Below are 25,169 nucleotides of genomic sequence, written 5' to 3'. Positions count from 1 at the left end.
TTGCCAAAGTTTAGAACTTTGGCAAAGTGTATAATTGCCTATGGGCTCACACTTAGAATTTGATTTGCAAACGAGTTTCGATAAGACTTAGATTGGTGTTAGCTACTCCTTCACGGTAAGTTACACCGGTGTAGGAAGCGCGTACACGCCAAATCATATACTTATTGATATAATAGTTGAAAGTGAGCGAATAGTCGTTCAATCTACCACCTAAGATGTTTGCTTTAGAGTCGGAGAGGTCAGTATAGTTATAGCCGGCTACGAGTTCCATAGCTCCTGGTTTAGGAGTAGCAATACCCCCATCGATATCGGTATATTCATAAGGGCTTCCTTTTACGATAGCGCGCAACATACCATAAGCACCACTTGCCTTAAAGTTATCGAAACCACTCTTGCGGTTTACGTTTACATAATAGTATTGAGCTTCTAAACCTAAGCGACCACGAGCTACTAATAGTTCAGGTGAGAACTTATAAAGGAAAGTAGCGTTATCGATGGTTGCTTGTTGGGCTGTTACCTTAGCGATACGAGTAGGGAATGGTGTTTTAAGCACATAAGAATTATGATTAAGTGTGGCATCTTCGTTATAACGTGGTGTTTCAAAAGCTCCTGAGATACCTACGTGAAAGATTTTACCTTCTTCACGCTGTGGGCGATAGAGCAAGCGTGACATCATACCCATACCTTGATCTCCTGTTTTATCAGTGCTTTGTTTCATTGTTTCATTTTCAGCAAAGAGACTAAGAGTACCCATAAAGTCGTTCTTTTGGTGCAAGAGCATCAACCCAATGAGACGAGAGTTAAAGAAAGCTTCGTTACTTTGGGGTTCTTCCATTGATATTTTGAAAGAAGAGCTTGTGGCACTTTGCATACCGAATTGGTGTACGAAATAACCTCCGCGCAAGAGGGTATGTTTGCTGAATCCGTATTCGATAAAGATATCTTTAGGGGAGATTTTGCCATAAGCAAAACCTATATCTATTTTACCTTTCCAATTGCCATAGCGTACACCTACACCCAAACGGACATCGGGGATGGCTACACCACTTACAAACTTATCTTTTTGTTCATTAGCATTGAAATAACCAGCATCGAGTAAAATACGTCCTGAGGGTTTTACTTCTAACTTTTCTTCGGGTTTAGGAGCTTCTTGTACAGGTGCGGGTGGCATAGGTTCGGTGGTATCGGTAACGGTGGTTGGTTCTTCTTGGGCATAGGTATAGCCCACAGCCATTAGGCTGAGCATCATAAAATATATCTTTTTCATAGCTTTAAAATTATTTAGTCATACGTTCACTTTTCTTTACTTTACCTTTTTTCACGAGGCCTTCAAACTCTTTTTTAGCTTTTTCGAGTTGTTTCATAAAGGCGTCGTTGGCGTGGAGGCGTGCCACTACAGCGCTTGCTACAAGGCGAGCGGCATCGACATCACTTTGGAAGTGATAACCACAAATCACGCGACTTTGCCCCATTTCATACCCGCGTTTGAGGATTTCGTTTTGTCTATCGACATTGATTTCGGCGAGCACTAAAGCTGTAGCCCAACCGATGGAAGTGTGACCAGATGGGTAAGAGCCGTTTGTAGAGAGTTCTTTTTGTTGCTCGGGGTTACAAGTTTCTTTTTCATAGAATGCAAATGGACGCACGCGCATATAGTGTTCTTTGGCAGCACGAGTAGCGAGGTCGCCAGCATCTTCACGCATATTAACTACTAATTTGTAGATTTCGGGGGTTGTTTCCTTAGAAATCTTGATACCGAAGGCTTCGGAGAAGGCGTTAGGCACGCCGGAGCCTTCTACACGGGCATCGGATACGGCTTGGTCGCCACGAGGGGTACGGCGTTGCATTACGCCCCACTGATATTGGGCTTCGTCGTTAAGGAAGAGAATGCTACCTGGTTGGGGAGGAGGAGGTAGGAGTTCAAGACTGTTAGCGACCTCACCTATTTGTAAGTAATAAAGGTCGGGTTTGGTTCTTACGTCTTTGATTTTCTCTTGAGCGAATGTAGTTGCCATCACCGATAGCAAGGCTACGAATAATAATGTTTTTCTCATCTTAATTATACAGTTTAAAATTATTATATTCTCTTTCGGAAGACCTTTAGGTTTCAAAAGACCTTACAAAGGTAAACAGAAACGAATAAATATGCAAATTATTTTGTAATTTTTTTATCTAAAAAGAAAGAAATAAAAATGAATGTAATGATTTTGTGGTTTTTAGGTGGGAGGTTGTAGCACGGTGCGAGCCGCACGGGCAATAATGGGGAGATTGGTTGGAGGTGGTCGGACGGAGTCGGACATTTTAGACTTGTTGGAGAAAGTCTGGAAAACTCTGGGGGGTCTCAGAAGAGAGATGAGAAACAGGAAATATATCGGAGGGTTTCGGAAGAGGGTTTTTAGGTAAAAGATAAAAGATGGACTGTGAGATGGGTATGGTTAGCTTATACAAAGCTTATAGGATGCTTATACGAATCTTGGACGATTGTTATACAAAGGGTGTATAAGTGATTGATTCATACTGTAATACAATAATACTAAAAATGCCAATAATGGGGTTTCGAGACGAAAGAAAGAGAAGAGGTGTTAGGACTTAGGCCATAGGCAATAGGGGGAAATGGACGAGGAACGAATGACGAGGGAAACCTCCCCCCTAGCCCCCCTCAAGAGGGGAATTAGTGACGGTAAGGCGATGCTAAGGTGTGGTTATTGCTTGCAAAAATGCGTTAGTAGCACCTTGTTTTTCGTTTATATATTGGCGATTGATGTTGCCTATAGCGGTACGCTTTTCGGGTGAAACAATAAGACTATTCATCGTTTGGGCGAACTCTTCTTTATTGTTTACTGAGAGTACGCCTCCTAAGGCGACTAACTCTTTTGCTTCATTGAACTTTTCATAGTTTTTACCAATGATCACAGGTACCCCAAATACGGCGGGCTCTAAGACATTGTGCAAGCCTGTAGTGCCCATTCCGCCTCCTACATAGGCGATATCGGCATAGCTGTACACTTTGGTGAGAATGCCTATGGTATCGATGATGAGCACGTTGTAATCGGCAAGGTTAAGCGTGTCTTTTTCAGAGAAGAGAGCTACTTTACAATCTGACTTTTGCAGGTCGTTTTTGAGTAGGGCAATCTCGGCAGAGTGGATATTGTGAGGGGCAATGATGAACTTCACTGGGGCAGTGCAAGTGTTGATGTACGGCAGGTAAACCTCTTCGTCGGCTTGCCAAGAGCTTCCGAAGACTATACATAAGTGGTTGCCTTTGAATTGCTCTACGAAATCTAAATGGTTGTCTCGTTCTAAAATTTCGGCTACGCGATCGAAGCGGGTGTCGCCACTGGCGGTTACATTAGTGAAGCCTAATTTGTTTAGCAGTTGTTGAGAGAGCTGATTTTGGACAAAAAAATGGGTAAATGAATGGAGGGCTCGGCGCATCATTCCGCCGTAAGGCTTGAAGAAGATTTGATTTTTGCGAAAAATACCGGAGAGTAAATAAGTAGGTACTTGTGCTTTTTTGAGCTCGGAAAGGTAATTGACCCAAAACTCGTATTTCACAAAAATAACCATTGCAGGATTTACCATTTGCACGAATTTGCGGGCATTAGTGGGGGTATCGAGAGGAAGATAGACTACTATATCGGCATCGGGAGTGTTTTTGCGCACCTCGTAGCCTGAGGGAGAAAAGAAGGTAATGAATATCTTATAACCTTGTTTTCTGAGGGCTTTAGCGACGGGTAAGCCTTGTTCGAACTCGCCGAGAGAGGCGGCGTGTATCCAGACATAGCGGGAGTGAGGGTTGAGTTTTGCGGTAAGCGTAGACCACACAGTTTTACGTCCGCTTACAAAGAGACGTATTTTTTTGTTGAATAGGGCAAAGAAGGGGAGGATTGCCTTGATGATATAAAGGGAAAGGGTATACATTTTAATGATGAATTACGAATGACAAATGATGATACAAGGCGCAAAGGTAGTAAAAAAAGGGCAATAAAAAAAGCGCAAACCGATGGTTTGCGCTTTTTAAATTAGTTATACTTGTTTACAATGAGTTTCCTTTAGTGAATTTTACGATTTCAGAAATGTGACCGAAGGCAACGCCTACTACAGTATCGGCGGCACCGTAGTACACGGCTACTTTGTCTTCTTCAATAGAATGCAAGGCAGCGCAAGGGAATACCACGTTAGGCACATCGCCAGTAGTTTCGTAGAGGGTTGCAGGTGCCAAGAGGTAAGGCTGGGTGCGTGCGATCACTTTGCTGGGGTCGCTGAGGTCAAGCAAGGCAGCCCCCATTGAATAGCGGAAACCGTTGCAAGTGTTGATCACCCCGTGATAGAACAATAGCCAACCGTCTTTGGTTTTGATAGGCACCGCTCCTGCCCCTATTTTGGTACATTGCCAAGCGCTATCCATAAACGGACTCACTTTCATCACACAGCGGTGTTCCCCCCAGTATTTCATATCAGGGCTATAGCTGATGAAGATGTCGCCAAAAGGCGTATGCCCATTGTCGCTGGGGCGGCTGAGCATTGCGTATTTGCCGTTGATTTTCTCGGGGAAGAGCACGCCGTTGCGGTTGAAAGGCAAAAAGGCGTTTTCGCATTGGAAGAACTCTTTGAAATCAAAGGTATAGGCGATACCAATAGTAGGGCCACTATAACCGTTACACCAAGTTACCCAGTAGCGATCTTCAATGAAAGCCACGCGAGGGTCATACTTGTAATCGGAAGGGATAAAATCGGTATTACCAGCTTTCATCACGATGGGTTCGTGATTGATGTCCCAGTGGATACCGTCTTTGCTAAAGCCTGCAAAGATGTTCATTTGCACCGCTTTGTTATCGCAGCGGAACACGCCCGCAAAGCCCCCTTCAAAAGGCACTACGGCGCTGTTAAAAATACTGTTGGAGGTAGGGATATCGTACCTACCGATAATAGGGTTTTCGGAGTAACGCCACATTACATCGGTACAACCGTCGGGGCGTTCTTGCCAAGGAATTTGATGACTCATTATTTTTGTTTTAGTTATTGTTTAGTCGTTAGTAATTAGTCGTTAGACGTTAGTGAGTTAGTACACACTTTGACAAAGTCTATTTGTTTACAATAATTTTATTTTTTAGAATTGAACTCTACTAATTTCTTCCAATCAATATCTCCATTTCTTTTACAAAAGTTATTAGAAAACTCACGAGTGAATTTGTTTATCATTTGAGTGTATGACAACATAAATTCTTCGTTTCTTTCTTTTGCTTGATGTCCTAAGGGTTCTATGAGTTCAATATATAAATCTTTGTTTCCTGAAATAAACTCCCAAAATTCTTGTCCGCAATATTTAAAGTAATCTCCTTTATCAGGATTTGTGTCTTTACCATAGCAACAACCATTTATAGCTACTACATTTATCTGTGAGTTACTTGTACGAAGCGTTTTCTTTGCAGTCTTAAAATCGGAAATCATCCTCTTAATTTGAGAGCTATTTCCCCAATTATTCCCTGATTTTATAGTAACAATATAGCGAATATTATCTTTGTCAAATTCTAAATCTATACCTGTTATACCCGATTTAAAACCTCCATATACTTCGTTACTTATAAAAATAGCCAATCCTTCAAGCCAATTGCCAAAGATAGTTTCTTCATTAGAAGAAATATGAGCATCTACAATACCTCTTATTATTTGTTCAGAGGTTTGCATATACTTAGCTTTGAATAGATAAGGGTTCTTTCTTTTCAAAACCTGTGAAAGTTTCAAGTTATCAAGGCTTTGTATTCTCTTCTGATGAAACAGACCTATGTTTTCTTCTACGTATTGAACTACTTTTTGAATATCTAATGTTTTCATAATTATCCAAATCTCAACATTGTTTGATAAGGTTCTTCTAATTGGTCTTTTATCATTTGATAGTACTCTTCCATCAGCTCAATGCCAATGGCATTGCGCCCCATACGTTCAGCTACAAAAAGGGTAGTGCCAGAACCAGCAAAGGGGTCAAGCACGGTGTCCCCTTCTTTAGTAAAGAGTTTGATAAACCATTCGGGTAATTCTTCTGGAAAGGCAGCGCTGTGTTTTTTGTTATTACACTCGGTTGCTAAGTGTAGTACATTGGTAGGATAAGCTTTTTCACGGTCTACCCAATTTGATATATTTTTGCCGAAGCCACTGCCTACTTTAGAGTTATCACGATGTTTATCAGTTTCTGATAAGTTTTTGAGTCGGGTTTTAGCCCAATCGCCCATAGGCACCATTACTTCTTCTTGATACATTGCGAACTTCTTGTTCTTGTTGAATTGCAAGAGGCGTTCCCACGCATCGCGAAAACGATTAGGCCATTTACCTGGGTATGAGTTCTTTTTATGCCAAATAAACTCTTCTGTCCACAACCACCCCTGTTGGCGCATTGCCAAAATGAGTTCCATTACATAGGTACTGCGTTCGCCTTCTACTACTTTTTCTTTGATATTTAAGATGAAAGTGCCTGTAGGTTTTAACACTCTGAGCAATTGTTCAGCAATGGGCAAAAACCAATCAACATATTTATCGGGAGCAATGCCCCCATAAGTACTCTTGCGCTGGTCGGCATAGGGGGGAGAGGTTACAATGAGGTCAATAGAGTTGCTGGGAAGTGTTTTGAGCACTTCCGCACTATCACCGTGTAATATGTCAGTTGTCAGTTCTTTCATTTTATCTCGCTGAAAATAGCACCATATACAGTATCAATATCTGTAAGTAATCCCCATTCTAAGCCTTTTTTAGCTATGAGCAATTCATCATCATTCAAATTCCTGCCTAATCGCTCTTGAGCCTCAAATTGCACATCGCTTTCGGTAATGATAAATAGAGGGTTATCCACCACCTTACTCTCTACCTCAAATTTCTCAAAGATAGATTCAAAAATAGGAAGGTCGTCGTCTTCAACTGTTATTTGTAAGGTTGTTTTTGCCATAGAGCTTGTTGTTTTTTGTAGGGGCGAATTGCTATTCGCCCCTATAAATATTTGCCTGTCGTGCTACGACTTATACTACTTTCTTAATAATCTCCGTAATAAACGCGATTTGTTCGTCGTCGAGCTCGGTGTGCATAGGGAGGGAAATAACCTCTTGTACGAGCTGGTTTGTAACCACGAAATCAGCTTCTTTATAAGTATCGCGGGTGTAGGCTTTTTGAGCGTGCAATGGGATGGGGTAATAGATACCGAAAGGTACGCCTGCTTCACTAAAGGCTTTGGCGAGTTCATCGCGTTTGCCATTGGTGATGCGCAAAGTGTATTGGTGGAATACGTGGTCGTAACCCTCGGCTATTACTGGGGTGATGATATGTGCGTGACCTTTGAGAGCTGCGGTGTATTTGCGAGCCGCTTCACGGCGTGCAGCGTTGTAATCGTTCAAATGAGGGAGTTTGGCGCGCAACACAGTGGCTTGGAGTGAGTCGAGGCGAGAGTTTACACCCACTACATCGTGGTGATAACGCACGTACATTCCGTGGTTTACGATACCGCGGAGGGTGTAAGCAAGGTCGTCGTCATTGATGAAGATAGCACCCCCATCGCCGTAGCAACCGAGGTTTTTTGAAGGGAAGAACGAAGTAGCTCCTACGTGACCTATAGTGCCCACTTTTTGTTTGTGACCATCGGCAAAAGTATAGTCGGCGCCAATAGCTTGGGCGTTGTCCTCAATTACGAAGAGGTTGTGCTTTTTGGCGAGTGCCATTACCGCTTCCATATTAGCCGGCTGACCAAAAAGGTGCACGGGCACAATGGCTTTGGTGCGTGGGGTAATCGCTTTTTCAATCGCTTCAACGTTGATATTGAAAGTATCGTCGTACACATCTACGAGTACAGGAGTGAGTTTCAAAAGGGCAATCACTTCCACAGTCGCAGCGAAAGTAAAGTCGGCAGTGATCACCTCATCGCCTTCTTTGAGTCCGAGCCCCATCATTGCTATTTGCAAAGCATCGGTACCATTGGCACAAGGGATAACGTGTTTTACGCCCATATAGGTTTCCAATTCTTTTTGGAAAGCGTGTACTTGAGGCCCATTGATAAAGGCGGTAGTGCTAAGCACTTCATTGAAAGAGGCTTGTACCTCGTTTTGAATGCGTTCATACTGACCTTGTAGGTCAACCATTTGTATTTTTTTCATACGGTATTATGTTTAGTCGTTAGTCTTTTGTTATTTGTCGTTAGTAAAGTGTCGCTACTCTTTATTGCTTGTCGTGCTACTCTTTATTGCCTGCCGTGCTACTCTTTATTGTTTGTCCTGCTACTCTTTATTGCTTGTCGTGCTACGACCGACTCTTGAGTTATGAGCCCTCTTGCTATAATTATTTAATCTCTTCTCATTAAAGCATTCCCTCCCACAGGGCAAAGATACAAAAATATTTTGAATTAAATAAAATTCCCCTCCTTATTAGCACATAGGGGCTGACTCGCCTCCGCAAGCCAACCCCTATGTTTTTTAATAAACATTTATCTCTTAATAATATTTTAGCTTCTGTGTGAAAATCACTGCACGCTTACCGTTTACTAACATCGTTTTCTTCGTCCAGTTATTCTTCTTGTCATACACAAACTCATAAGTCTCCGTTTTAGTAACGTTGCCATCTTTGTCAAAGTATTTCACCTCCACCTCATTATCGTTCTTGTCAAAGGTCGAAGTAACCCTCTGTTTCAAAACGTTATCCTTGTCAAACACCTGTTTCTCTATCACATTCCCTTTAGCATCGTAAGTATACAGCGTTTTGCTGGTAAGTTCATCCTTAGTAAATTTAGACTCTTCCGATACTTTCCCCTCAGGATTATAAACATAAGTCGTCTTATCCTGACAGTTACCTGCCATACACTCCGTACGTTCTACAAGCTGGTCTTTATCATTATAAGCACTAATCCTACTGATGAAAATACTTCCATCGGGAGTCTCCACATCGTGCTTGATAAGATTTCCTCTTTCGTCGTATTCATATACGTTTTTAGAAAGCAACGTGTTCGAATCATCTCTTGAAGCCGATTCTAACATATGCCCCTCTTTGTCATACACATCCACAAAGTTAATCGTCATCCCTTGTTGCTTCGATAACATTTTCACAGGAGTCCCCTTTTTGTTAAACTGCGTAAAAAGCTCTGAGTTCATCGGGATTTCCTGCCCGTCATCAGTTACTTGAAAGCCCGTTTGCACAAAAGTCTTCACCTTCCCATTTAATTTGGCACGCTCCCAACCGTTCTTTTTTTGGTTCTGTCCAAAAGCAACAGTAGTAGCCAATAAGGCAATCGCTATAATTCTTTTCATAATAATTTCCTTTTTAAAATGATACTTTTCAGGGCGCAAAGGTACAAAAGATTTTCCAATTGCACCAATACACCATATCCACCAACTTACTAAAACTATGCCAAATCAAACAGAAACAAGCTCTATAATACACCTTTTGTTATATTTATAACTAAATAACCAATGCTTGTTCCCTCTTTGAAGGAAGTCCGCCACTACCAAGTAAGTGAATAGGGAGAAGTTTTCCCTCGCCATTCGTCATTCGACCCCCGTCGCATCTCCCCCTTTGGAGGAAGTCCGCGAGAGCAGAGTATGTGAATAGGGGGAGGTTTCTGCACATTTTCTTCGCCATTCGTCATTCGTCCCCCGCCGCATCTCCCCTATTGCCTATTGCCTAAGGCCTAACACCTCTTCCCCTTTCTTTCGTCACGAAACCCTATTTTCGGTATTATTGGCATTATTGTATTACAGTATGAATCAATTACTTATACGCCCTTTGTATAACAATCGTCCAAGATTCGTATAAGCATCCTATAAGCTTTGTATAAGCTAACCATACCCATCTCACAGCCCATCTTTTATCTTTTACCTAAAAACCCTCTTCCGAATTCCTCCGAAACCTTTCTCCTTCCTCATCTCTCTTCTGAACCCCCCAGAATTTTCGATAGTTCTCCCAACAAGTCTGAAATGTCCAACTCGTCCCATTCGTCCAAACTCCTCCAACCAATCTCCCCCTTACAGCCTGTCGTGCTACGACCTCACACTTGCCTTCGTGCTACGACCTCGCACATGCCCGTGCGGCTCGCACCGTGCTACGACCTCATTTTTATTCTTTCCCATTCACACAAACATAAAAAAATGGCAAACTTTGTACAGCTACAAAATCTACCATTTGTTTTTGCATATAATCAAATTCCTATTCTTCACCTTTACAATACCCCAGCACAAAATCTCCCATCAAAATAAAAAAGACCTTATACATAGTGTTCCCTATCTTGATATCCGTCTGTTTATCATTCGGGAAAAACTCTCTTACCTTCACATTGCTTAGGGTAAGCGTAGGATCGTTATGTATTTTAAATCCCACCTCTTTAGCACACCACGCCATCGTAAGTTTCTGAATGATGTTATGAATCGAGTAATCCGCTGTATGATAATCCCATTGAGTGAATTTATGCGCAATGCGCAATATCTTCTCTCGTTTCCTCTCAATGTCCACCCCCACAGGTTTGTTGCTTATCATTACCACTACTTTATCAAACGAATGACTAATCGAAATAAAATCCTTCTTCTTTAAAAAAGGCTTCCCATAATCATCGTAATACAATGAAGAAGGGGCGTGTCCTAACTGAGTTAACAATAAACGCGTTGCCAAAAAGTTCTTTTTAGCCCGCTCATTGCTAATAGCATCATATGCCTCTTTTTGTTCAGGAGTAAGAGGCGTTTCCTGCTCCAAAAAAGCAAGTTCCTCCGTCACCTCCCAAATGTATAAGGCAGTTTTTTTGTCTACATTTATGGTTCTCTCTAATGGCATATGTAATTCTCTTCACAATTTCGCACAAAGGTAGTAAAAAATTCTTAATACTTAGATACCTCACAAACTAATTGCACCTCTCCCCTCTTCTTTTAAACAGATAGCCTTTGTTAATATAAGACTCTTAAAACAAGTGTTTTTGGCAATATCTTAATAATTCCCAGCTGTTAAAGACGTTAATTTGTGTTACACGCGTAACTTTTCTTTATGCTTTTATCAACAAAAGTTTAACAAAAGTTTAACGCTATTGAACGAAAAAAAGTCTCCGTGATAAGGATAATCACGAAGACTAAAAAATAAAATATAACTTTTAAAAAAAATAAAAATGATAGCAAATTCTTATTTATAAAGTACTTTTTTTACCGCTTTCACTACATCGTCTGCATTCGGTAAAAACTCTTTTAAAAGTTCTGAAGAGAATGGTGCAGGTGTATCAGCAGTCGTAACACGTTGTACAGGCGCATCAAGATAATCGAAGATGTGCTCTTGTACTTGGTAAGTAATTTCAGAAGAAACACTGCTGAAAGGCCAAGCTTCTTCCAAAATCACTAAGCGATTTGTTTTCTTAACTGAAGCAAATACAGTATCAAAATCAAGCGGACGCACGGTGCGCAAGTCAATGATTTCACATTCGATGCCTTCTTTAGCTAAAATATCAGCAGCTTTATGCGCTTCTTTAATAATTTTACCAAAAGAAACGATAGTTACATCAGTACCCGCACGCTTGATATCGGCAACACCCAAAGGAATAGTGTATTCTTCTTCTGGCACTTCGCCTTTATCACCGTACATTTGCTCAGATTCCATAAAGATAACAGGGTCGTTATCACGAATAGCTGACTTCAAGAGTCCTTTCGCATCGTAAGGTGTAGAAGGTACTACTACTTTCAATCCAGGACAGTTCGCGTACCAGTTCTCAAAGGCTTGAGAGTGCGTAGCCGCCAACTGACCAGCAGAAGCAGTAGGACCACGAAATACGATAGGAATGTTAAATTGCCCACCTGACATCTGGCGCATTTTGGCCGCGTTGTTAATGATTTGGTCAATCGCTACTAATGAAAAGTTGAAGGTCATAAACTCTACAATAGGGCGGTTGCCATTCATAGCTGCCCCTACTGAGATACCTGCAAAACCACCTTCAGCGATAGGAGTATCAATAATACGTTTAGGCCCAAATTCATCGAGCATTCCTTTAGAGGCTTTGTAGGCACCATTGTATTCAGCTACCTCTTCACCCATCAAATAAATAGACTCGTCGCGACGCATTTCTTCACTCATTGCTTCGCAAACAGCTTCTCTAAATTGTATTGTTCTCATTTATATTTATTAAATAAGGTATATAACTAAAATTTTCTGTTTTGAAAGCACAAAAGTAATAATAATTATTTAATCTCCTAATTTTTTTATTACTTTTATTTTCTATATATTATCTAAAATATTATATATCAAACATTTATTTTATTTTTACCTTATCACTAATCTTACCACTCTCTGATTAAACCTTCTATAGAAATACGGAATCTTGTACAGTATCCTAAAGATAAAAGGATAACGACCTTGGTCGTAGTTGCTCATAAAGTACTCTTTCGCGATGTGCAACTTAGGACTCCACTGTTGCATCGCCTCGCTGTATTTCTCACTCCATTGAAACTCAGGACGGCGGTCTTTCTCCATTGCACTGAGACTATCGTGGCTCTTAGCGTGCCCTATTAAGGCGTAAGCCAGCATATCAAAGAGGAGCGTCGCCTCATCAAATGATTCGGCAAGCTGTATCATAAATTTCTTTACCTCAGCAGGAGGAAAGTACATCAGCACACCTTCAACAATGATGAGTATGGGTTTGTGATGCGCTTTTACGGTTTCTATCCAAGCACTATCAAACAACGACATTTCTAGAAAACTGCGCTTTTCGTTCTCTTCAAAGAACTGCCGCCTGATAGCAATCACTTCGGGCAAATCAAGGTCGTACCAATGAGTGAGCTCGGGGGAACCTAAGCGCTCATAGCGTGCATCGAGCCCTGTGCCAAGTTGGATGACCACTGCATCGGGATGCTCATTGAGGAAAGTGCGCGCTTCTTCATCGATGAGATGAGCACGAATGCACACACCTGCTTGAGAGAATTTGGCTTTTTTAAACTTACTGAAATCATAATCGATTTTACCGATGACCTCAGTGGCCTTTTCATCGCGTAAGAGCGGCTTAGGCTCTTTGTTTTCAGTAGCTTTTGCCCATAAGGTTATGAGCATTGTTTCGGGTATTTTGTTCATTTTTATTAGAATTCGTGAAAGAATGCAGGGTTGCCTATGGTGTTCAAAATCTGTTCTGTTTGACCAGTAGTAGGGTTATAGGCAAAAAGCCCTATTTTATCACTGCCAAAAGCGGCAAACACTATTTGGTTTTTCCACTTGCTAATTGTTACACTATGACCATCGGTAAGAGGTACTTCCTTGATTTGGTTGATAGTTTTTGCATTCAAATCTATAACGACAGCCATCGCACTTTTGGAGGTGTAGGCATTTGCGGTATACAGTTCCGAAATACCGACATAGGCTGCTACTTTACCATTGCCTATGTAGACGGTGTTCAGTACAGTTGCAGGTTTATAGCTTGTGCCTTGAATGGTAGTAGTAGAGATATCCCACGACTTACTGCTATCAAACTCGGTAGCTGAAACGGTTGTTGCTTTAGGAATGCAGAGGAATCCACATTTTTTATTTGCAGGGTTAAAGCCAAAATACCCCACAGTAGCCATATACAAATCGCCGTTTTCGGTAGTGAAAATCATATCTTTGCAATACGCCATAGGTCGGGTGGGGAAAGTGAGCCCTGTAGTAGTTTCGGATACTACTTTTTCTACTACATCAGTTTGAGGGTTGATGATGAGCACATCACTTTGCTGATAATCGGCGTATGGTTGCCAACCTGCTGCCGGGTTGATTTGGTTTAAGCAAAGGTAATACTTGCCGTTGTGAACAATTCCCATAGCAGGGTCGGGACTGCTATCTCCATTACCGTGAGCGTATTGATTGAGTTTGATTGCTCCTGTTTTTTGCATTGTTTGTGGGTTGATAATCCATACTTCTCCCATTGCATAGAGGGGCAAATAGGCTTTGGTAGGGCTTATCATTTCGAGATGTCCTACCATTGAATTAGCAGGGGTAGGGAGGTTAGCTCCTTTAGTAAAGCGTTGTGTGGTGGGGTCGTAAGTATAGTGAGTTACGCCACCAACCCCTTTCATTGTATCAAACAAATAGATGTTGTTACCTTCCACTTGTACTGATGAACCAAACTCTATCTGCTCGGCTTGTAAATTATCAATGCTTCCCGATAGCTTGTTAAAGAGCTGCAAGTAAGAGCTACCGCTCATACCGTCGGGATTTTTTACGGAAGTTTCTAAGAGATATTTACCACTACCTCCTTTTAGGATTTTTTCTGTGGGGTTGTTATCGTCTTTCTTGCAACCCACGCTCAATAGTGCTAATGAGCACACTGTTAAAAATACTTTTGAATACATAATATTAATTATTAATTGTTAATTATTAATTGTTAGATTGGTCTGATGAGTGAGACGGATTACTAAGCAATAATCCTATAAACATTAGGGCATTGCCTAAGCTAATAGCCGATACATTTAGTCCGTTTTTGATAGCTGAATCGGGTAGTAAATAGGCTATAAAATAAATTACAGCAATACCTATCAGCATATTACAAAGGGCTACTACACGAGGGTAAACGGTCTTTTTCCTTACAAAAGCTAAAAACTGAGTGATGTTCATCAACAGGAAGAAGACGATGAAAATGTAATAGCAAGGCACTAATATACTATCGGCAAAAGTAGTGGCTACATTGTGAGCTAAGGTAGCGTCGGTGGTGTAGAGCTGTTTGTAGATGAGCATCACCACAGCGCAGTTTAGGTGTACACCACAAGTTGCCATCGTGAGCCAACCTAATATACCTACTTTATAGAGTTTAGAAAGGGTTTTGCTACCGTCTTTCATCAGTTTGTAAATTTGCCAATACCCGATGCACTGCAAAGGGATACCTATCACGCCTAAGAAACCTCCCCATAAAATGCGTGGTAAAGGCAAGGAGAGAGAAAAATTCATCAGTGATTTTTCGGGGTTTTCTACTTGAATGTACCCCAATAGCATATCACCTGCAAAGGTGATGAGCGAGGCTATGAAACCTAAAATAAGTGCTTTTTTCATATCGTTATAAATTAATGTTATATCAATAGGGCAAATTAACATATTAATTATAAACCTCCCCCCAGCCCCCTCCAAAGGGGGAGATGTGACGGACGTCATAACTTACTTTATACCAAGTGCTATCTTTTTAACTCTTAATTCATCTTATTAATGTGTGTTCGACATAAGAAATTGTGTAACTACCTTTTTAAGGGTAAGAAAAAGAAATCTTAAACAACTAAAAGAAATGTCTTTTGGATGAAGAAATCTTATGCTTAGCTTATACAAAGCTTATACGAACCTTATACGAATCTTGGACGATTGTTATACAAAAGGTTTATATACACTTCATTTACAAGAGCTTACACCGGTGTAAAACTCAAGAAATGACAATGCTATACGAAACTAAACGAACGGAACAAGAGAGATTTTAGTATTTCTTTTTAAAATATTATTCTCAGTTTAAGTCCTCCGTTGATACCCATTAGGGGTCGGTTGAATTCGGATAGGGTCTTTTCATTGGTGAGATTTCGTACTTTTCCTGAAAGGTATACTTTGTTATTGAAAAAACTGTGCTCGAAGCCAACATCAAGTGTAGTGCTACGTGGGATACGGCGTTTCTGGAGCTGGGTCATTTCAAAATCGTAGTAGTATTCTTCGACAAAAGCTACATCGGCAAAGATTCGGGTGTTTTGCCCGGTACCGCCAAAGAGATTCTCACGGTGAAATTCTAACCCTGCATTTGCCATTAGGTAAGGGATATTAGGCATACGCTTGTTTTTAGTGGGGTTAGGCACGGTGCTTTGGGGTTCGTAGAGGCGTGTATCGCGCAGGTCTTGATAAGTGGTGTTGGCATACAAATAGAGCGAGGGCAACACATCGGCTTTGGCTTCAAACTCTACTCCCAGGGTGCGCATTTCGCCAAAGTTCTGGTACTGCGCCCCTATGAGTCCGGCGGTGTAACGTATCATATCTTCTAAATACATATAGAAGAAGTTCATTTCTATCTGGGCATTGGTAGGGTGCTTACCGGTAAGGTCGAACAACAAGCCGAGATTGGCGCTGAGGTTGCGTTCGGGCAACAAATCTGGACTGGGAATCACGGCAATGCCATCGCCGAGAAGTTCGGTTTCGGAGGGGATACGCACTTCATAGCCTACGGAGAGTTTGCCCATTAACGAGGGTAAAAAGCGGTAGCGCATTGCATTGTTCACCCCCCAATTGCTTTTGTTGAGGTTCACATCGTACTGCCCTGGCACGAAAAGAGGCGCCATTTGGGTGTGCATTGTGTAGTTGTAATAACGCAGGGTGAGGGAGTTGAGAAAAATATCGTTAAGGGTGCGAAAGTCGTAGGTAAGTCCGCTAATCCAACTGCGCATTTGGGAATCAAAATTCACTTGTTTACCGAGGCTTAACTTTTTTAGTTCGTCTTTAGGCGTACCGTTAGCCATTGAGAAGACGCTGTTAAAGTTGAGAGAATGGCGTTCGCTGATGATGTACTCTAAATTGGTTTTATTGATGAAGGTGAGCTTTTTGTCATCGGAATCTGAGGGGTAGTTATAGCCTACTTCACCTCCGTAATGCGAAGGGGTAGGATATGATGAGCCGTCCCATTCGTAGCGACGAGTAGCTTTGTCGATAAAGTTCATTTGTGTAAGGACTACCCCGTTGAACATATCGAGGTTGAGCCCTTCGGTAAGGAAATTATCTTTCTCGAGTTTGTTAGAGAGTCCTATCATTTGCGACTGACTGTGGGCTTCACGTATGTCGTACTCGATACCTTGAATCTCTTTGTAAGTTTTGACGAATACGGGTTCGAGTTCCACTTCGTCAAACCACCATTTTTTAGCTTTGAAGCTCCCGCCAATGATCAATTTGTTGTACTTATCGTGATTGCGAGTGATGCGCAAACCTTCGCGGAAAGGAGAGTCGAAGGTGTAGTTGTTATCGGAAGTAGTGTAACCACCCCCGATACCAAATACGAGTCCGCGTGACTTGAGGTTGCGTTTGAAGACTCCTTGTGCTTTGTGAGTGTTATAGCTTTCGTAGCCATAGCTGAGGTCGGCGTACTTATCAGGATATTCGCGAATCACGATGTTGATAGCCCCGCCGAGAGACGACCCCCCAAAACGTGCGGGCACCACCCCTTTGTAAATCTCAATACGGTCAATCATATCCACAGGAATATCATTGATATCTATGTAATCGGTCTGTTCGCTCAAGGGCAGTTCGTCAATAAAAAAACCGATGCGTTTGCCTTCCAAGCCTCTCACCGAGATGCGCGAACTGCTGCCCACACCCCCCGAAGTGCGCAAGGTAATGCCTACCGTTTTCACCAAAATATCCTGCACATTGCTCACCGTACCCCGCAAACTGCTCATATCAATCACGGTGATGGGCATACTTTCTTCTTTCTTTTGGTGAGCGATGCTCTTGCCCGAAAGCGTTATACCGCCTATTTCTTCGGCTTGTTCTTTGAGAGAAATATCCAAGTACACTTTTCCGTTCACTATGATTTTCTTGCTAAAAGTTTGGTAACCGAGGTAGCTCACCCGCACAGTATAATTACCCTCAGGAATACCTTTCAAATGATAGTGCCCTTGAGCATCAGTACTGGTACCTTTTTTCAATTCTTTGATATAAATATCAGCCCCCACTAAAGGCTGTCGTGTAGCTTTATCGCTAACAGTACCAAGGAGTTCATAGGTGTTTTGAGCGAATAAAGGAGCGCTAAAAAGAAGTAGTAATGAAAGAAAGAGTTTGTGTCTCATAGGTGTTAGGTTTTAGGCGTCAGGTTTTAGGAGTGAGTGTGTACACTTTGTCAAAGTCTCAAACTTTGACAAAGTCTATCGCATTAATAATCAGTGTTTAACTGCTTTCTATCCCCTATTTCCTATCTCCTGTCTCCTAAAAATATTTGGTCAATTCAATTATATTATTTACTTTTGTTCTAAACAACGTGTTTCCGAGAGCAAAAGTACAGTAAAAAGGAAGTACGATAGTTTAATATCTTTAGCAAAAATTTATATCTGAATAGATTTTTAGCACCTAATGCCTATGGCCTAATGCCTGTGGCCTGACTACTATGGCAAACGAAATAACCCTCCCCTTGGTGAGAAATGAAGCAGATGTACGCACCTATTATGAAGGGGTTAATGAGCAGATAGCGCTATTTCAATTAGAACAGCAGCGCTTGGGAAGCCATACCTATTATAGGTGGCAAGCGCAAATGAAAGAGGATGTCGTTTTTGAAGGGCGTATGGATATTCCTTCTTTGCGCTTATATTTTGTTACCCAAACTCGCAAAGGCTTAGAAATAGACATTGACGATCGCATTTATATTGCCAAAGCAGGCACCCACAACATCTTTTTTGGGCGCGAAGAATGCTTGGGCAAAGATGTGTTGCACCAAGGGGATACTATAGAAGTGATTACGCTGGCTATTAGCGCAGAACAGTTTTTGCAAATGGCGAACATTTATCCCGAAGCCTTTATGGATTGGTATGAACGCTATGAGCGTGGGGGTAATTTTGTGCTGGCTGAGCACTCGTTGCCTATCAACTTTGCGATGCAAACGGCTTTAGCTCAACTGCAACAAGCCCCGCTCTTAGGCAAAGCCGCACGTCCGTACGCCGACCTGAAAGTGCAGGAACTCCTCCTCTTGCAATTGCAACAAATAGAAGCCCAACAAGAAAAGGTGTTTCAGTATTGCAAAACCCAAAATGATATCCAAAAGATGTACGAAGTGCGCGACCGCATCACGGCACAGTTGGACGCTACTCCCTCCATTGCCGAACTGGCGCGCGCCGTAGGAGTGAATGAGAAGAAATTGTGTTACGGCTTTAAAGAAGTGTTTGGCACTACCGTTTTTGGCTATCTGTTTGACTACAAAATGCAACTTGCCCAGCAACTGCTCCTCCACAGCGATAAGAATATAGGTGAAATAGCCCTCGCTTGTGGTTACGACTATGTATCGCATTTCTCAAGTGCTTTTAAGAAGAAGTTTGGTAGCAGTCCGAAACAGGTAGCAGGTAAGAGATAAAAAAGGCTGTCTAAAAGTATTAGACAGCCTTTTTTATGGTTGTGTGATGTACACTTAGAATTTGTAGCCTACGCCTACTTGGAATGCGCGACTTTTGAATGTTAACGGAGGAAGGTTACCTCCTTCTGAATACAGCTTAGTAGATAAGTCGGTAAGACCTAAATTAAAGGTGGCATCGATGAAGAATCCTGAATTGAAGTTATATTCAGCACCTAAGCCTAAGCCTAAATCGAATTTTTTATCGAGCGTTATAGATTCATCATCTACCTTTATGATCTTGTAGGTAGAATTGTCTTCAGCGCTGACTTTAGCTTTTGATAGGAAGCCTAAGTTTAGTCCTATTTTAGGGCGAAACCCGTTGAAGTCATATTTAATCCAAAGAGGGATGTTTAATTGCTCGATTTTTAATTTACCGTCCTTAATATCAACTTCACCAAGGGAAATGTTGTTCACATTGCCAGTTAAAGAATTGATATAGGCACCTTGGAACGAGTAGTCGAGACCTGCTTCGACCCATAGTTGCTCGTTGAAGCCGTATTCGATAAAAGTTCCGAAGTGAAAGCCTGGACGATACCCTGTGGTAATTTCGGCGGTTCCTGTAATTCCTCCTATTGACACTGAGGCTTGGGGGTTGGAAACGCTGGACATTAAGAATCCCGCTTTAACGCCTACTTTAAACTCTTGGGCATTAGCGGTAATGATGGTGGCGAGTGCCACGGCAAAAGTGATAATTGTTTTTTTCATTTGTTATATGATTTAATGGGTTTTTAGAACTTATAACCTACACCTACTTGAATTATGCGGTTTTTGAATGTCAAAGAAGGGAAAGGTAATAATTCTTCACCTTCTTCAAATATTTGTTTTTGCTTAGTTGATAACTCGGTAAGACCTAAATTAAAGGTAGCATCGAAGAAGAGACCGAAGGGCAAGTTGTACTCAGCACCGATTCCTAAACCTATATCGAATTTTTTATTGGGGTCTAAGGAATATTTAAAAGAATGTATAGCAAACTGTTGCTCTTCAACTTTTACTTCAGCTTTGGTAAGGAAGCCTAAATTTACTCCTACTTTGGGACGGAAACCGGAAATGTCGTATTTTATCCAAATGGGGATATTGAATTGTTGGGTATTCCATTTACTACTATCCTTAAGGTCTGTTTTAACATCAGAAAAAACATTTCCATTTTTATCTTCTCTTATTACTTGATAGGAATTGATTTTAGCTCCTTGAAAAGCGTAGTCGAGTCCAGCTTCAACGAACCAGTGTTTATTAAAACCGTACTCTATAAAGCCTCCGAAATGAAAGCCTGGTTTAAAAACGGTATTATACTTAGTGGTTTCTACATTTCCTACGATGTTTGTTTCAGAATGTTTAAGTTCAGAAGTATTAGACAAGAGGAAGCCAGCCTTAGCACCCACTTTGAACTCTTGGGCACTGGCAGTAACGATGGTTGTAAGAACCACAACAAAAGCTATAAGTGTTTTTTTCATTTGTAATATATTTTAATGTTTTTTAGAATTTATACCCTACGCCTACTTGAATTACGCGGTTTTTGAATTTATCAGAAGTGGTAAAAACTAAATTATCATTGTTTTCTTCATCTCCTTTATTTGATAGTTCGGTGAGTCCTAAATTGAAGGAAGCATCGAAGAAGAGACCGAAGGGCAGATTGTATTCGGCACCAAAGCCTAAGCTTAGGTCGAACTTTTTATCAGGAGTTAAAGAACTGTCTAAGCTTGTACCGGCGTATTGTTCTAATTCTCCTTTAAACTCAGTTTTGGTAAGGAATCCTAAGTTCACGCCTACTTTGGGGCGGAACCCGGCGATATCGTATTTTACCCAAATAGGGACGTTGAGCTGTTGGGCATTGAGCTTAGCATTTTTAAAGTTCATTTCGTTTGTATTTACTACATCGCCATAGCTGTCTTTTTCAATCATTTCTAATGATTTGATTTTAGCGCCTTGGAATGCGTAGTCTACCCCAGCTTCAACAAACCAGTGTTTGTTAAACCCGTACTCTACAAAGCCACCGAAGTGAAAACCTGGTTTAAAAGCGGTATTGAATTTTTCATATTGTCTTGTTATACCTTCGGCTACTGGGCTTTCGGCAAAAGAAAGGTTCGACAAGAGAAAGCCCGCTTTAACGCCTACTTTAAACTCTTGGGCATTAGCGGTAATGATGGTGGCGAGTGCCACGGCAAAAGTGATAATTGTTTTTTTCATTTGTTATATGATTTAATGGGTTTTATTACAGTTATTAACGTCTGATTTTTCAAAGGAGTAAGCAGAAAGTAAATTAAATGAAGTGTGGTATAAAAAACTCTTTATTTTGCAAAGATACGAATTAATTGGAAAATAGGCAAATTTGGGAATTAAGAATTTTGAAAATGAGGTGCGAGGTCGTAGCACGGTGCGAGCCGCACGGGCAATAAGGGGAGATTGGTTAGGTTTGTTTGGACGAGTGGGACGAGTTGGACATTTCAGACTTGTTGGGGGAACTATCGAAAATTCTGGGGGGTTCAGAAGAGAGATGAGGAAGGAGAAAGGTTTCGGAGGAATTCAAAAGAGGTTTTTTAGGTAAAAGATAAAAGATGGACTGTGAGATGGGTATGGTTAGCTTATACAAAGCTTATAGGATGCTTATACGAATCTTGGACAATTGTTATACAAAAGGCGTATAAGTAATTGATTAATACTGTAATACCATAATGTCAATAATACCGAAAATAGGGTTTCGAGGCGAAAGAAAGAGGAAGAGGTGTTAGGCCTTAGGCAATAGGCAATAGGGGGAAATGGACGAATTACGAGGGACGAATTACGAGGAAAATGTGCAGAAGCCTCCCCCTAGCCCCCTCTGAGAGGGGGAGTGTAGTGACGGGAAAAGAGGGATAAACATCCCCCCTGCCCCCTTCAAAGGGGGAAATGCGATGCAAAAGCGACGGGGAACTTGTCGGACAAATCGGACAAGTAGGAGAGGCTTTGAGCACTTGGAGAAATTTGGAAGAACTCTGAGTATAGTCGCCGACTCACTTACTCGGTATTTGCTGATAAGCCTTAGAGAGAGGATAACATCCCCCTATTCACATACTCTGCTCTCGCAGTGCACATACCCAGCTGTGAGCCCTCGCTGGCTATCTCCAAAGGGGGAAATGTAGTGGCGGGAAAAGGGAGCGAGTGAAGATATTAAGAGGATGTATGACGAAAAAATAGAGGAAAAATATGATGATATGATGATGATATAAAGGTGGTATTTTAAGAGGTTTTGAGGAGATTTTTGGAGATTGCGTCTTTGAGGATAGGGAGGGCACTTTTTTCGATGAGCTTGGAGGCGGTGAGCAGGGTGATGATTTTGTGGGGTTTGAGCATTTCCAAGAAGGAGGCAAAAGCGGGGTTTACCAAGAGTTCTTGGGTATAATCTGCTTTGAAATCTTCGAATTTGCCGTCTTGATGATAGCGTTTGCGCAAAGCTGTGGAGGGGGCTACTTCTTTCGCCCAAAAATCTAAATGAAGCGTTTCTTTTTTGATACCACGAGGCCAGAGCCTATCGGCTAAGATGCGAAAGCCGTCATCGGGGCTTTCTGTTTCGTACACGCGTTTTAATTGTATTTCCATAAGATAAAATTATTACAAGTGTAAATCAAGGGTTGAATTAACTTATTGACTATAAATATCCCCCTCATTCACATACCCCGCCCTCGCTGGCTATCTTCAAAGGGGGATAACCTCCCCCTAACCCCCTCCAAAGGGGGAGTGTAGTGACGGAAAAAAAGGGAGAAACATCCCCCCTGCCCCCTTCAAAGGGGGAGATGCGATGAAGAGAACGTGAGAAAGCCTCCCCCTACCCCCCTTCAAAGGGGGAGTTGTGGCGATGGTCATCATAACTCATTATAAACCCTATATTATTGTTTTTCAAACCTTGATTCAGATTAGTGACAAGATAATTGCAAAAAATATACCAATTAGGAGTTAATGCTTAGTGATTAATGGTTAATGGTCAATGATTAAGAGACGGAGAAGGGCTGGTTGTGAGGGGTCGGAAATTTCGGACGGAGGTCAAGACAGGAGGAGGTTGTGACGGTTGTGAGTGGTAGGAGTATTGTAAGTGGTGTGCTTTAAAGATTAAAAGCGGCTCTTACTTCCTAAGGCTTTGGCTTTACTAAGCGCAGTTTTAGCTTCAGCCTCGCGCCCAAGTTCGTTGTAGAGCAAATACAAATCGTAGTAGATTTGGGCGTTTTTGGGTTCGTATTGCAAGGCTTCCTTTAAGATGTTTTCGGCTTTGTTGTTTTGAGCTTTGCCGTTGTAAAGCACCGCGAGGTTTAGGCGCAAGTAGTTCAGTTGTTTGTCTTTTTGCAGAGCGCGCTCGTAGAAACGAATGGCGTTATCGGTATCGTTAATCTTGACAAAATAGTCGCCTGCGGTAGCACTACCTAATGGAAAATCGGACTGTGAGAGCACGAACTCCTTATACTCTTGGTGCGCTTGTTCAAATCCGTTATAGACCTTGCAAGCCTCTAATCCTTTTTGGGTGAGCAAGGCATTAGCCGCGAGCATACGCACCGCCTTCACTTTATCGGTAAGTAAGGGCAACAAATCATTTTGATATAGGTTCAGAGGATATTCGCTAATAGCGACCACGGCACGATAACGCGTTTGTGGGTCGGCATTGTGGAGTTCTTTTTTAATAAGCGTAAAGCTTTTTTCAGAAGGGTGATTGCCGAGATAGTGAATGGCTCCTGCACGCACAATGGCGGGGGTAGTTTTGTCTTCTAACAGGCTACTGAGTGCGGTGATATTTCCTTTACTTCCTTTAATAAAATTTTCGGCAAAATGCGGTTTGCGCTGTTTGCCGTACCACTTGGTAACGGCTTGAGCAGCCCAGCCAGCAGTTTTATCGGTATGACAAGTGTTACAAGCATTGGGAGTATTGTATTTGGCGGACAAATCGGGACGAGGGACGTAGAAATTGTGGTCGTGGCGCACATCGTTGCCCATATAAGTGCGGGTGGGCATATGGCACACACGGCAATCGGTTTCGGCGGTGTTGCCTTTGTGGAAAGTGTGGGCTTCAGATGCATACTTAGGTGCGTGGCACTGTAAGCACACTTTGCTTCCTTCGGCTTTGAGCTTGCCTGTATGAGGCGAATGGCAAGAGGTACAGCGCACGTTTTGGTGGTACATTTTGCTTTGCAAGAAAGAGGAATACTTATAGTTTTCGCCGAGCACCTGTCCGTCGGGAAAATAGAGGTCGGTTACGGGCACTTCGGGGAGATATTCGTCCATTACCTCGGTTACCATAGCGTGGTGCTGGGTTACCTCTCCCCTACGGGTATGGCAAGGCATACAGGCGTTGAGTTCTTGTGTTTGCGAGGTGAGCGGGAATGTGCGCGTTTTTCCGTTACTTTGGGCGTGCGTTTTGGCTCCTCCGTGGCAGGACTCGCAACCTACGGTGAGTTCGCTATAAGTAGTGTGATAGGAGTCGGTATAAGGGTTGAGATTTTTTTGGAGGTTGGTGCTATGGCAAGAGGCACACATTAGGTTCCAATTCTGTCCTGCTTGCGTCCAATGGAGGTAATCATCAGGGGGGATGGTCTCGCCGGCGTATTGGTGGAACCATTTATTTTGACGGCTGTCCCACGACTGACGGAATACTTGTTTTTTGCCGTTAGGGAAATCGGTGATATACTGTTGGAGGGGGTAATAGCCGAAGGTATACAGTACCTCATAATCTTTGTAAGAACCATCTTCGCTTTGTGTATTAATAAAAAATTTGCCATTGCGCTTGAAGAAACGAGAGGTAATGCCGTCGGCGGAGTAAGAGGTGTTATTGAAGTTGCCAAGCACGGTGGTATCATTAGCGATTTGCATTGCTTTGTGATGGTCAGAAAGTGACCACTCAGTATATTCTTTCGCGTGACATTGCTGGCAGGAAGCTGAGGCTGCATAGCTTTGAGGAGCTTGGTTAGGAACTTCGTCTACGGGGGTATAGGGTTCGTGATTAGTGTTTTTAAAAAAGAGAAAGGCAAAGCCAGCAAGGCATAATAGAGAGACTGCAGCTATCAATAGTTTTTTTGACATAAAGAAACATTTAGGCGGTTTTGTTACAGCGGGGCAAAGGTACAAAATAAAGATGAATGAGAGATAAGGAAAGGCG

At 42.0% G+C, this 25,169-nt stretch carries 21 protein-coding genes; 1 reads left to right on the top strand and 20 read right to left on the bottom strand.

Annotation, left to right across the window (positions count from 1 at the left end):
* Nucleotides 1-52 precede the first annotated feature (52 nt).
* From RCZ04_RS03950 to RCZ04_RS03880, 15 genes are all read right to left on the bottom strand, one after another.
* Nucleotides 53-1,267 carry an OprO/OprP family phosphate-selective porin gene (locus RCZ04_RS03950; RefSeq protein WP_460484655.1) on the bottom strand — a complete coding sequence of 405 codons (1,215 nt, stop codon included), beginning with the start codon at nt 1,265-1,267 and terminating at the stop codon, nt 53-55.
* Between the two features lie 10 nt (nt 1,268-1,277).
* A complete protein-coding gene (locus tag RCZ04_RS03945) occupies nt 1,278-2,054 on the bottom strand; it encodes an acid phosphatase (RefSeq protein WP_460484654.1) in 777 nt (258 codons plus the stop codon).
* Nucleotides 2,055-2,691: 637 nt separating this feature from the next.
* Nucleotides 2,692-3,921, bottom strand: coding sequence for a 3-deoxy-D-manno-octulosonic acid transferase (locus RCZ04_RS03940; protein WP_460484653.1), 1,230 nt, complete (start codon nt 3,919-3,921; stop codon nt 2,692-2,694).
* 115 nt (nt 3,922-4,036) lie between these two features.
* Nucleotides 4,037-5,005, bottom strand: coding sequence for a glycoside hydrolase family 130 protein (locus RCZ04_RS03935; protein ID WP_460484652.1), 969 nt, complete (start codon nt 5,003-5,005; stop codon nt 4,037-4,039).
* Nucleotides 5,006-5,103: 98 nt separating this feature from the next.
* On the bottom strand, nt 5,104-5,835 hold the full coding sequence (locus RCZ04_RS03930; RefSeq protein WP_460484651.1) for a PmeII family type II restriction endonuclease: 732 nt from the start codon (nt 5,833-5,835) through the stop codon (nt 5,104-5,106).
* A 2-nt stretch (nt 5,836-5,837) separates the two neighbouring features.
* Complete coding sequence (locus tag RCZ04_RS03925; RefSeq protein WP_460484650.1) at nt 5,838-6,674, bottom strand: DNA-methyltransferase; 837 nt, start codon at nt 6,672-6,674, stop codon at nt 5,838-5,840.
* On the bottom strand, nt 6,671-6,937 hold the full coding sequence (locus RCZ04_RS03920; protein WP_460484649.1) for a hypothetical protein: 267 nt from the start codon (nt 6,935-6,937) through the stop codon (nt 6,671-6,673). Before RCZ04_RS03920 ends, RCZ04_RS03925 begins: the two co-directional genes overlap by 4 nt.
* A 70-nt stretch (nt 6,938-7,007) precedes the next feature.
* Entirely contained in the window at nt 7,008-8,132 is a 1,125-nt protein-coding gene (locus RCZ04_RS03915) for a DegT/DnrJ/EryC1/StrS family aminotransferase (protein WP_460484648.1), read from the bottom strand.
* 333 nt (nt 8,133-8,465) lie between these two features.
* Nucleotides 8,466-9,275 carry a type IV secretion protein Rhs gene (locus RCZ04_RS03910; protein ID WP_460484647.1) on the bottom strand — a complete coding sequence of 270 codons (810 nt, stop codon included), beginning with the start codon at nt 9,273-9,275 and terminating at the stop codon, nt 8,466-8,468.
* Nucleotides 9,276-10,170: 895 nt separating this feature from the next.
* Nucleotides 10,171-10,788, bottom strand: a complete 618-nt coding sequence (locus tag RCZ04_RS03905) for a 4'-phosphopantetheinyl transferase family protein (protein WP_460484646.1) — start codon at nt 10,786-10,788, stop codon at nt 10,171-10,173.
* Between the two features lie 339 nt (nt 10,789-11,127).
* Complete coding sequence (locus tag RCZ04_RS03900) at nt 11,128-12,105, bottom strand: pyruvate dehydrogenase complex E1 component subunit beta (RefSeq protein WP_002674221.1); 978 nt, start codon at nt 12,103-12,105, stop codon at nt 11,128-11,130.
* Nucleotides 12,106-12,252: 147 nt separating this feature from the next.
* Nucleotides 12,253-13,056 (bottom strand): class I SAM-dependent methyltransferase, encoded by an 804-nt coding sequence (locus RCZ04_RS03895; protein WP_460484645.1) that lies wholly within the window; start codon nt 13,054-13,056, stop codon nt 12,253-12,255.
* 5 nt (nt 13,057-13,061) lie between these two features.
* Nucleotides 13,062-14,303, bottom strand: coding sequence for a hypothetical protein (locus RCZ04_RS03890; RefSeq protein WP_460484644.1), 1,242 nt, complete (start codon nt 14,301-14,303; stop codon nt 13,062-13,064).
* 25 nt (nt 14,304-14,328) lie between these two features.
* Nucleotides 14,329-14,997 (bottom strand): DUF6796 family protein, encoded by a 669-nt coding sequence (locus tag RCZ04_RS03885; protein WP_460484643.1) that lies wholly within the window; start codon nt 14,995-14,997, stop codon nt 14,329-14,331.
* 422 nt (nt 14,998-15,419) lie between these two features.
* Nucleotides 15,420-17,747: a TonB-dependent receptor gene (locus RCZ04_RS03880; RefSeq protein ID WP_460484642.1), complete on the bottom strand. Its 2,328-nt coding sequence runs from the start codon at nt 17,745-17,747 to the stop codon at nt 15,420-15,422.
* A gap of 314 nt (nt 17,748-18,061) precedes the next feature.
* Here RCZ04_RS03880 and RCZ04_RS03875 point away from each other — a divergent pair, with 314 nt between their 5' ends.
* A complete protein-coding gene (locus tag RCZ04_RS03875) occupies nt 18,062-19,018 on the top strand; it encodes a helix-turn-helix transcriptional regulator (protein WP_460484641.1) in 957 nt (318 codons plus the stop codon).
* 54 nt (nt 19,019-19,072) lie between these two features.
* On the opposite strand, the gene RCZ04_RS03870 is transcribed toward RCZ04_RS03875, so the two are convergent.
* From RCZ04_RS03870 to RCZ04_RS03850, 5 genes are all read right to left on the bottom strand, one after another.
* Nucleotides 19,073-19,762: a porin family protein gene (locus RCZ04_RS03870; RefSeq protein ID WP_460484640.1), complete on the bottom strand. Its 690-nt coding sequence runs from the start codon at nt 19,760-19,762 to the stop codon at nt 19,073-19,075.
* A 23-nt stretch (nt 19,763-19,785) separates the two neighbouring features.
* On the bottom strand, nt 19,786-20,508 hold the full coding sequence (locus tag RCZ04_RS03865) for a porin family protein (RefSeq protein WP_460484639.1): 723 nt from the start codon (nt 20,506-20,508) through the stop codon (nt 19,786-19,788).
* A gap of 22 nt (nt 20,509-20,530) precedes the next feature.
* Entirely contained in the window at nt 20,531-21,241 is a 711-nt protein-coding gene (locus RCZ04_RS03860; RefSeq protein WP_460484638.1) for a porin family protein, read from the bottom strand.
* A 1,029-nt stretch (nt 21,242-22,270) separates the two neighbouring features.
* On the bottom strand, nt 22,271-22,630 hold the full coding sequence (locus RCZ04_RS03855) for a DUF488 domain-containing protein (protein WP_460484637.1): 360 nt from the start codon (nt 22,628-22,630) through the stop codon (nt 22,271-22,273).
* 507 nt (nt 22,631-23,137) lie between these two features.
* Nucleotides 23,138-25,093 carry a multiheme c-type cytochrome gene (locus RCZ04_RS03850; protein WP_460484636.1) on the bottom strand — a complete coding sequence of 652 codons (1,956 nt, stop codon included), beginning with the start codon at nt 25,091-25,093 and terminating at the stop codon, nt 23,138-23,140.
* Nucleotides 25,094-25,169 lie beyond the last annotated feature (76 nt).

The sequence above is a fragment of the Capnocytophaga sp. HP1101 genome (assembly GCF_054772415.1).
Note: the sequence above shows the minus strand (reverse complement) of the source record. Positions and strands in the feature narration are given on the sequence as shown.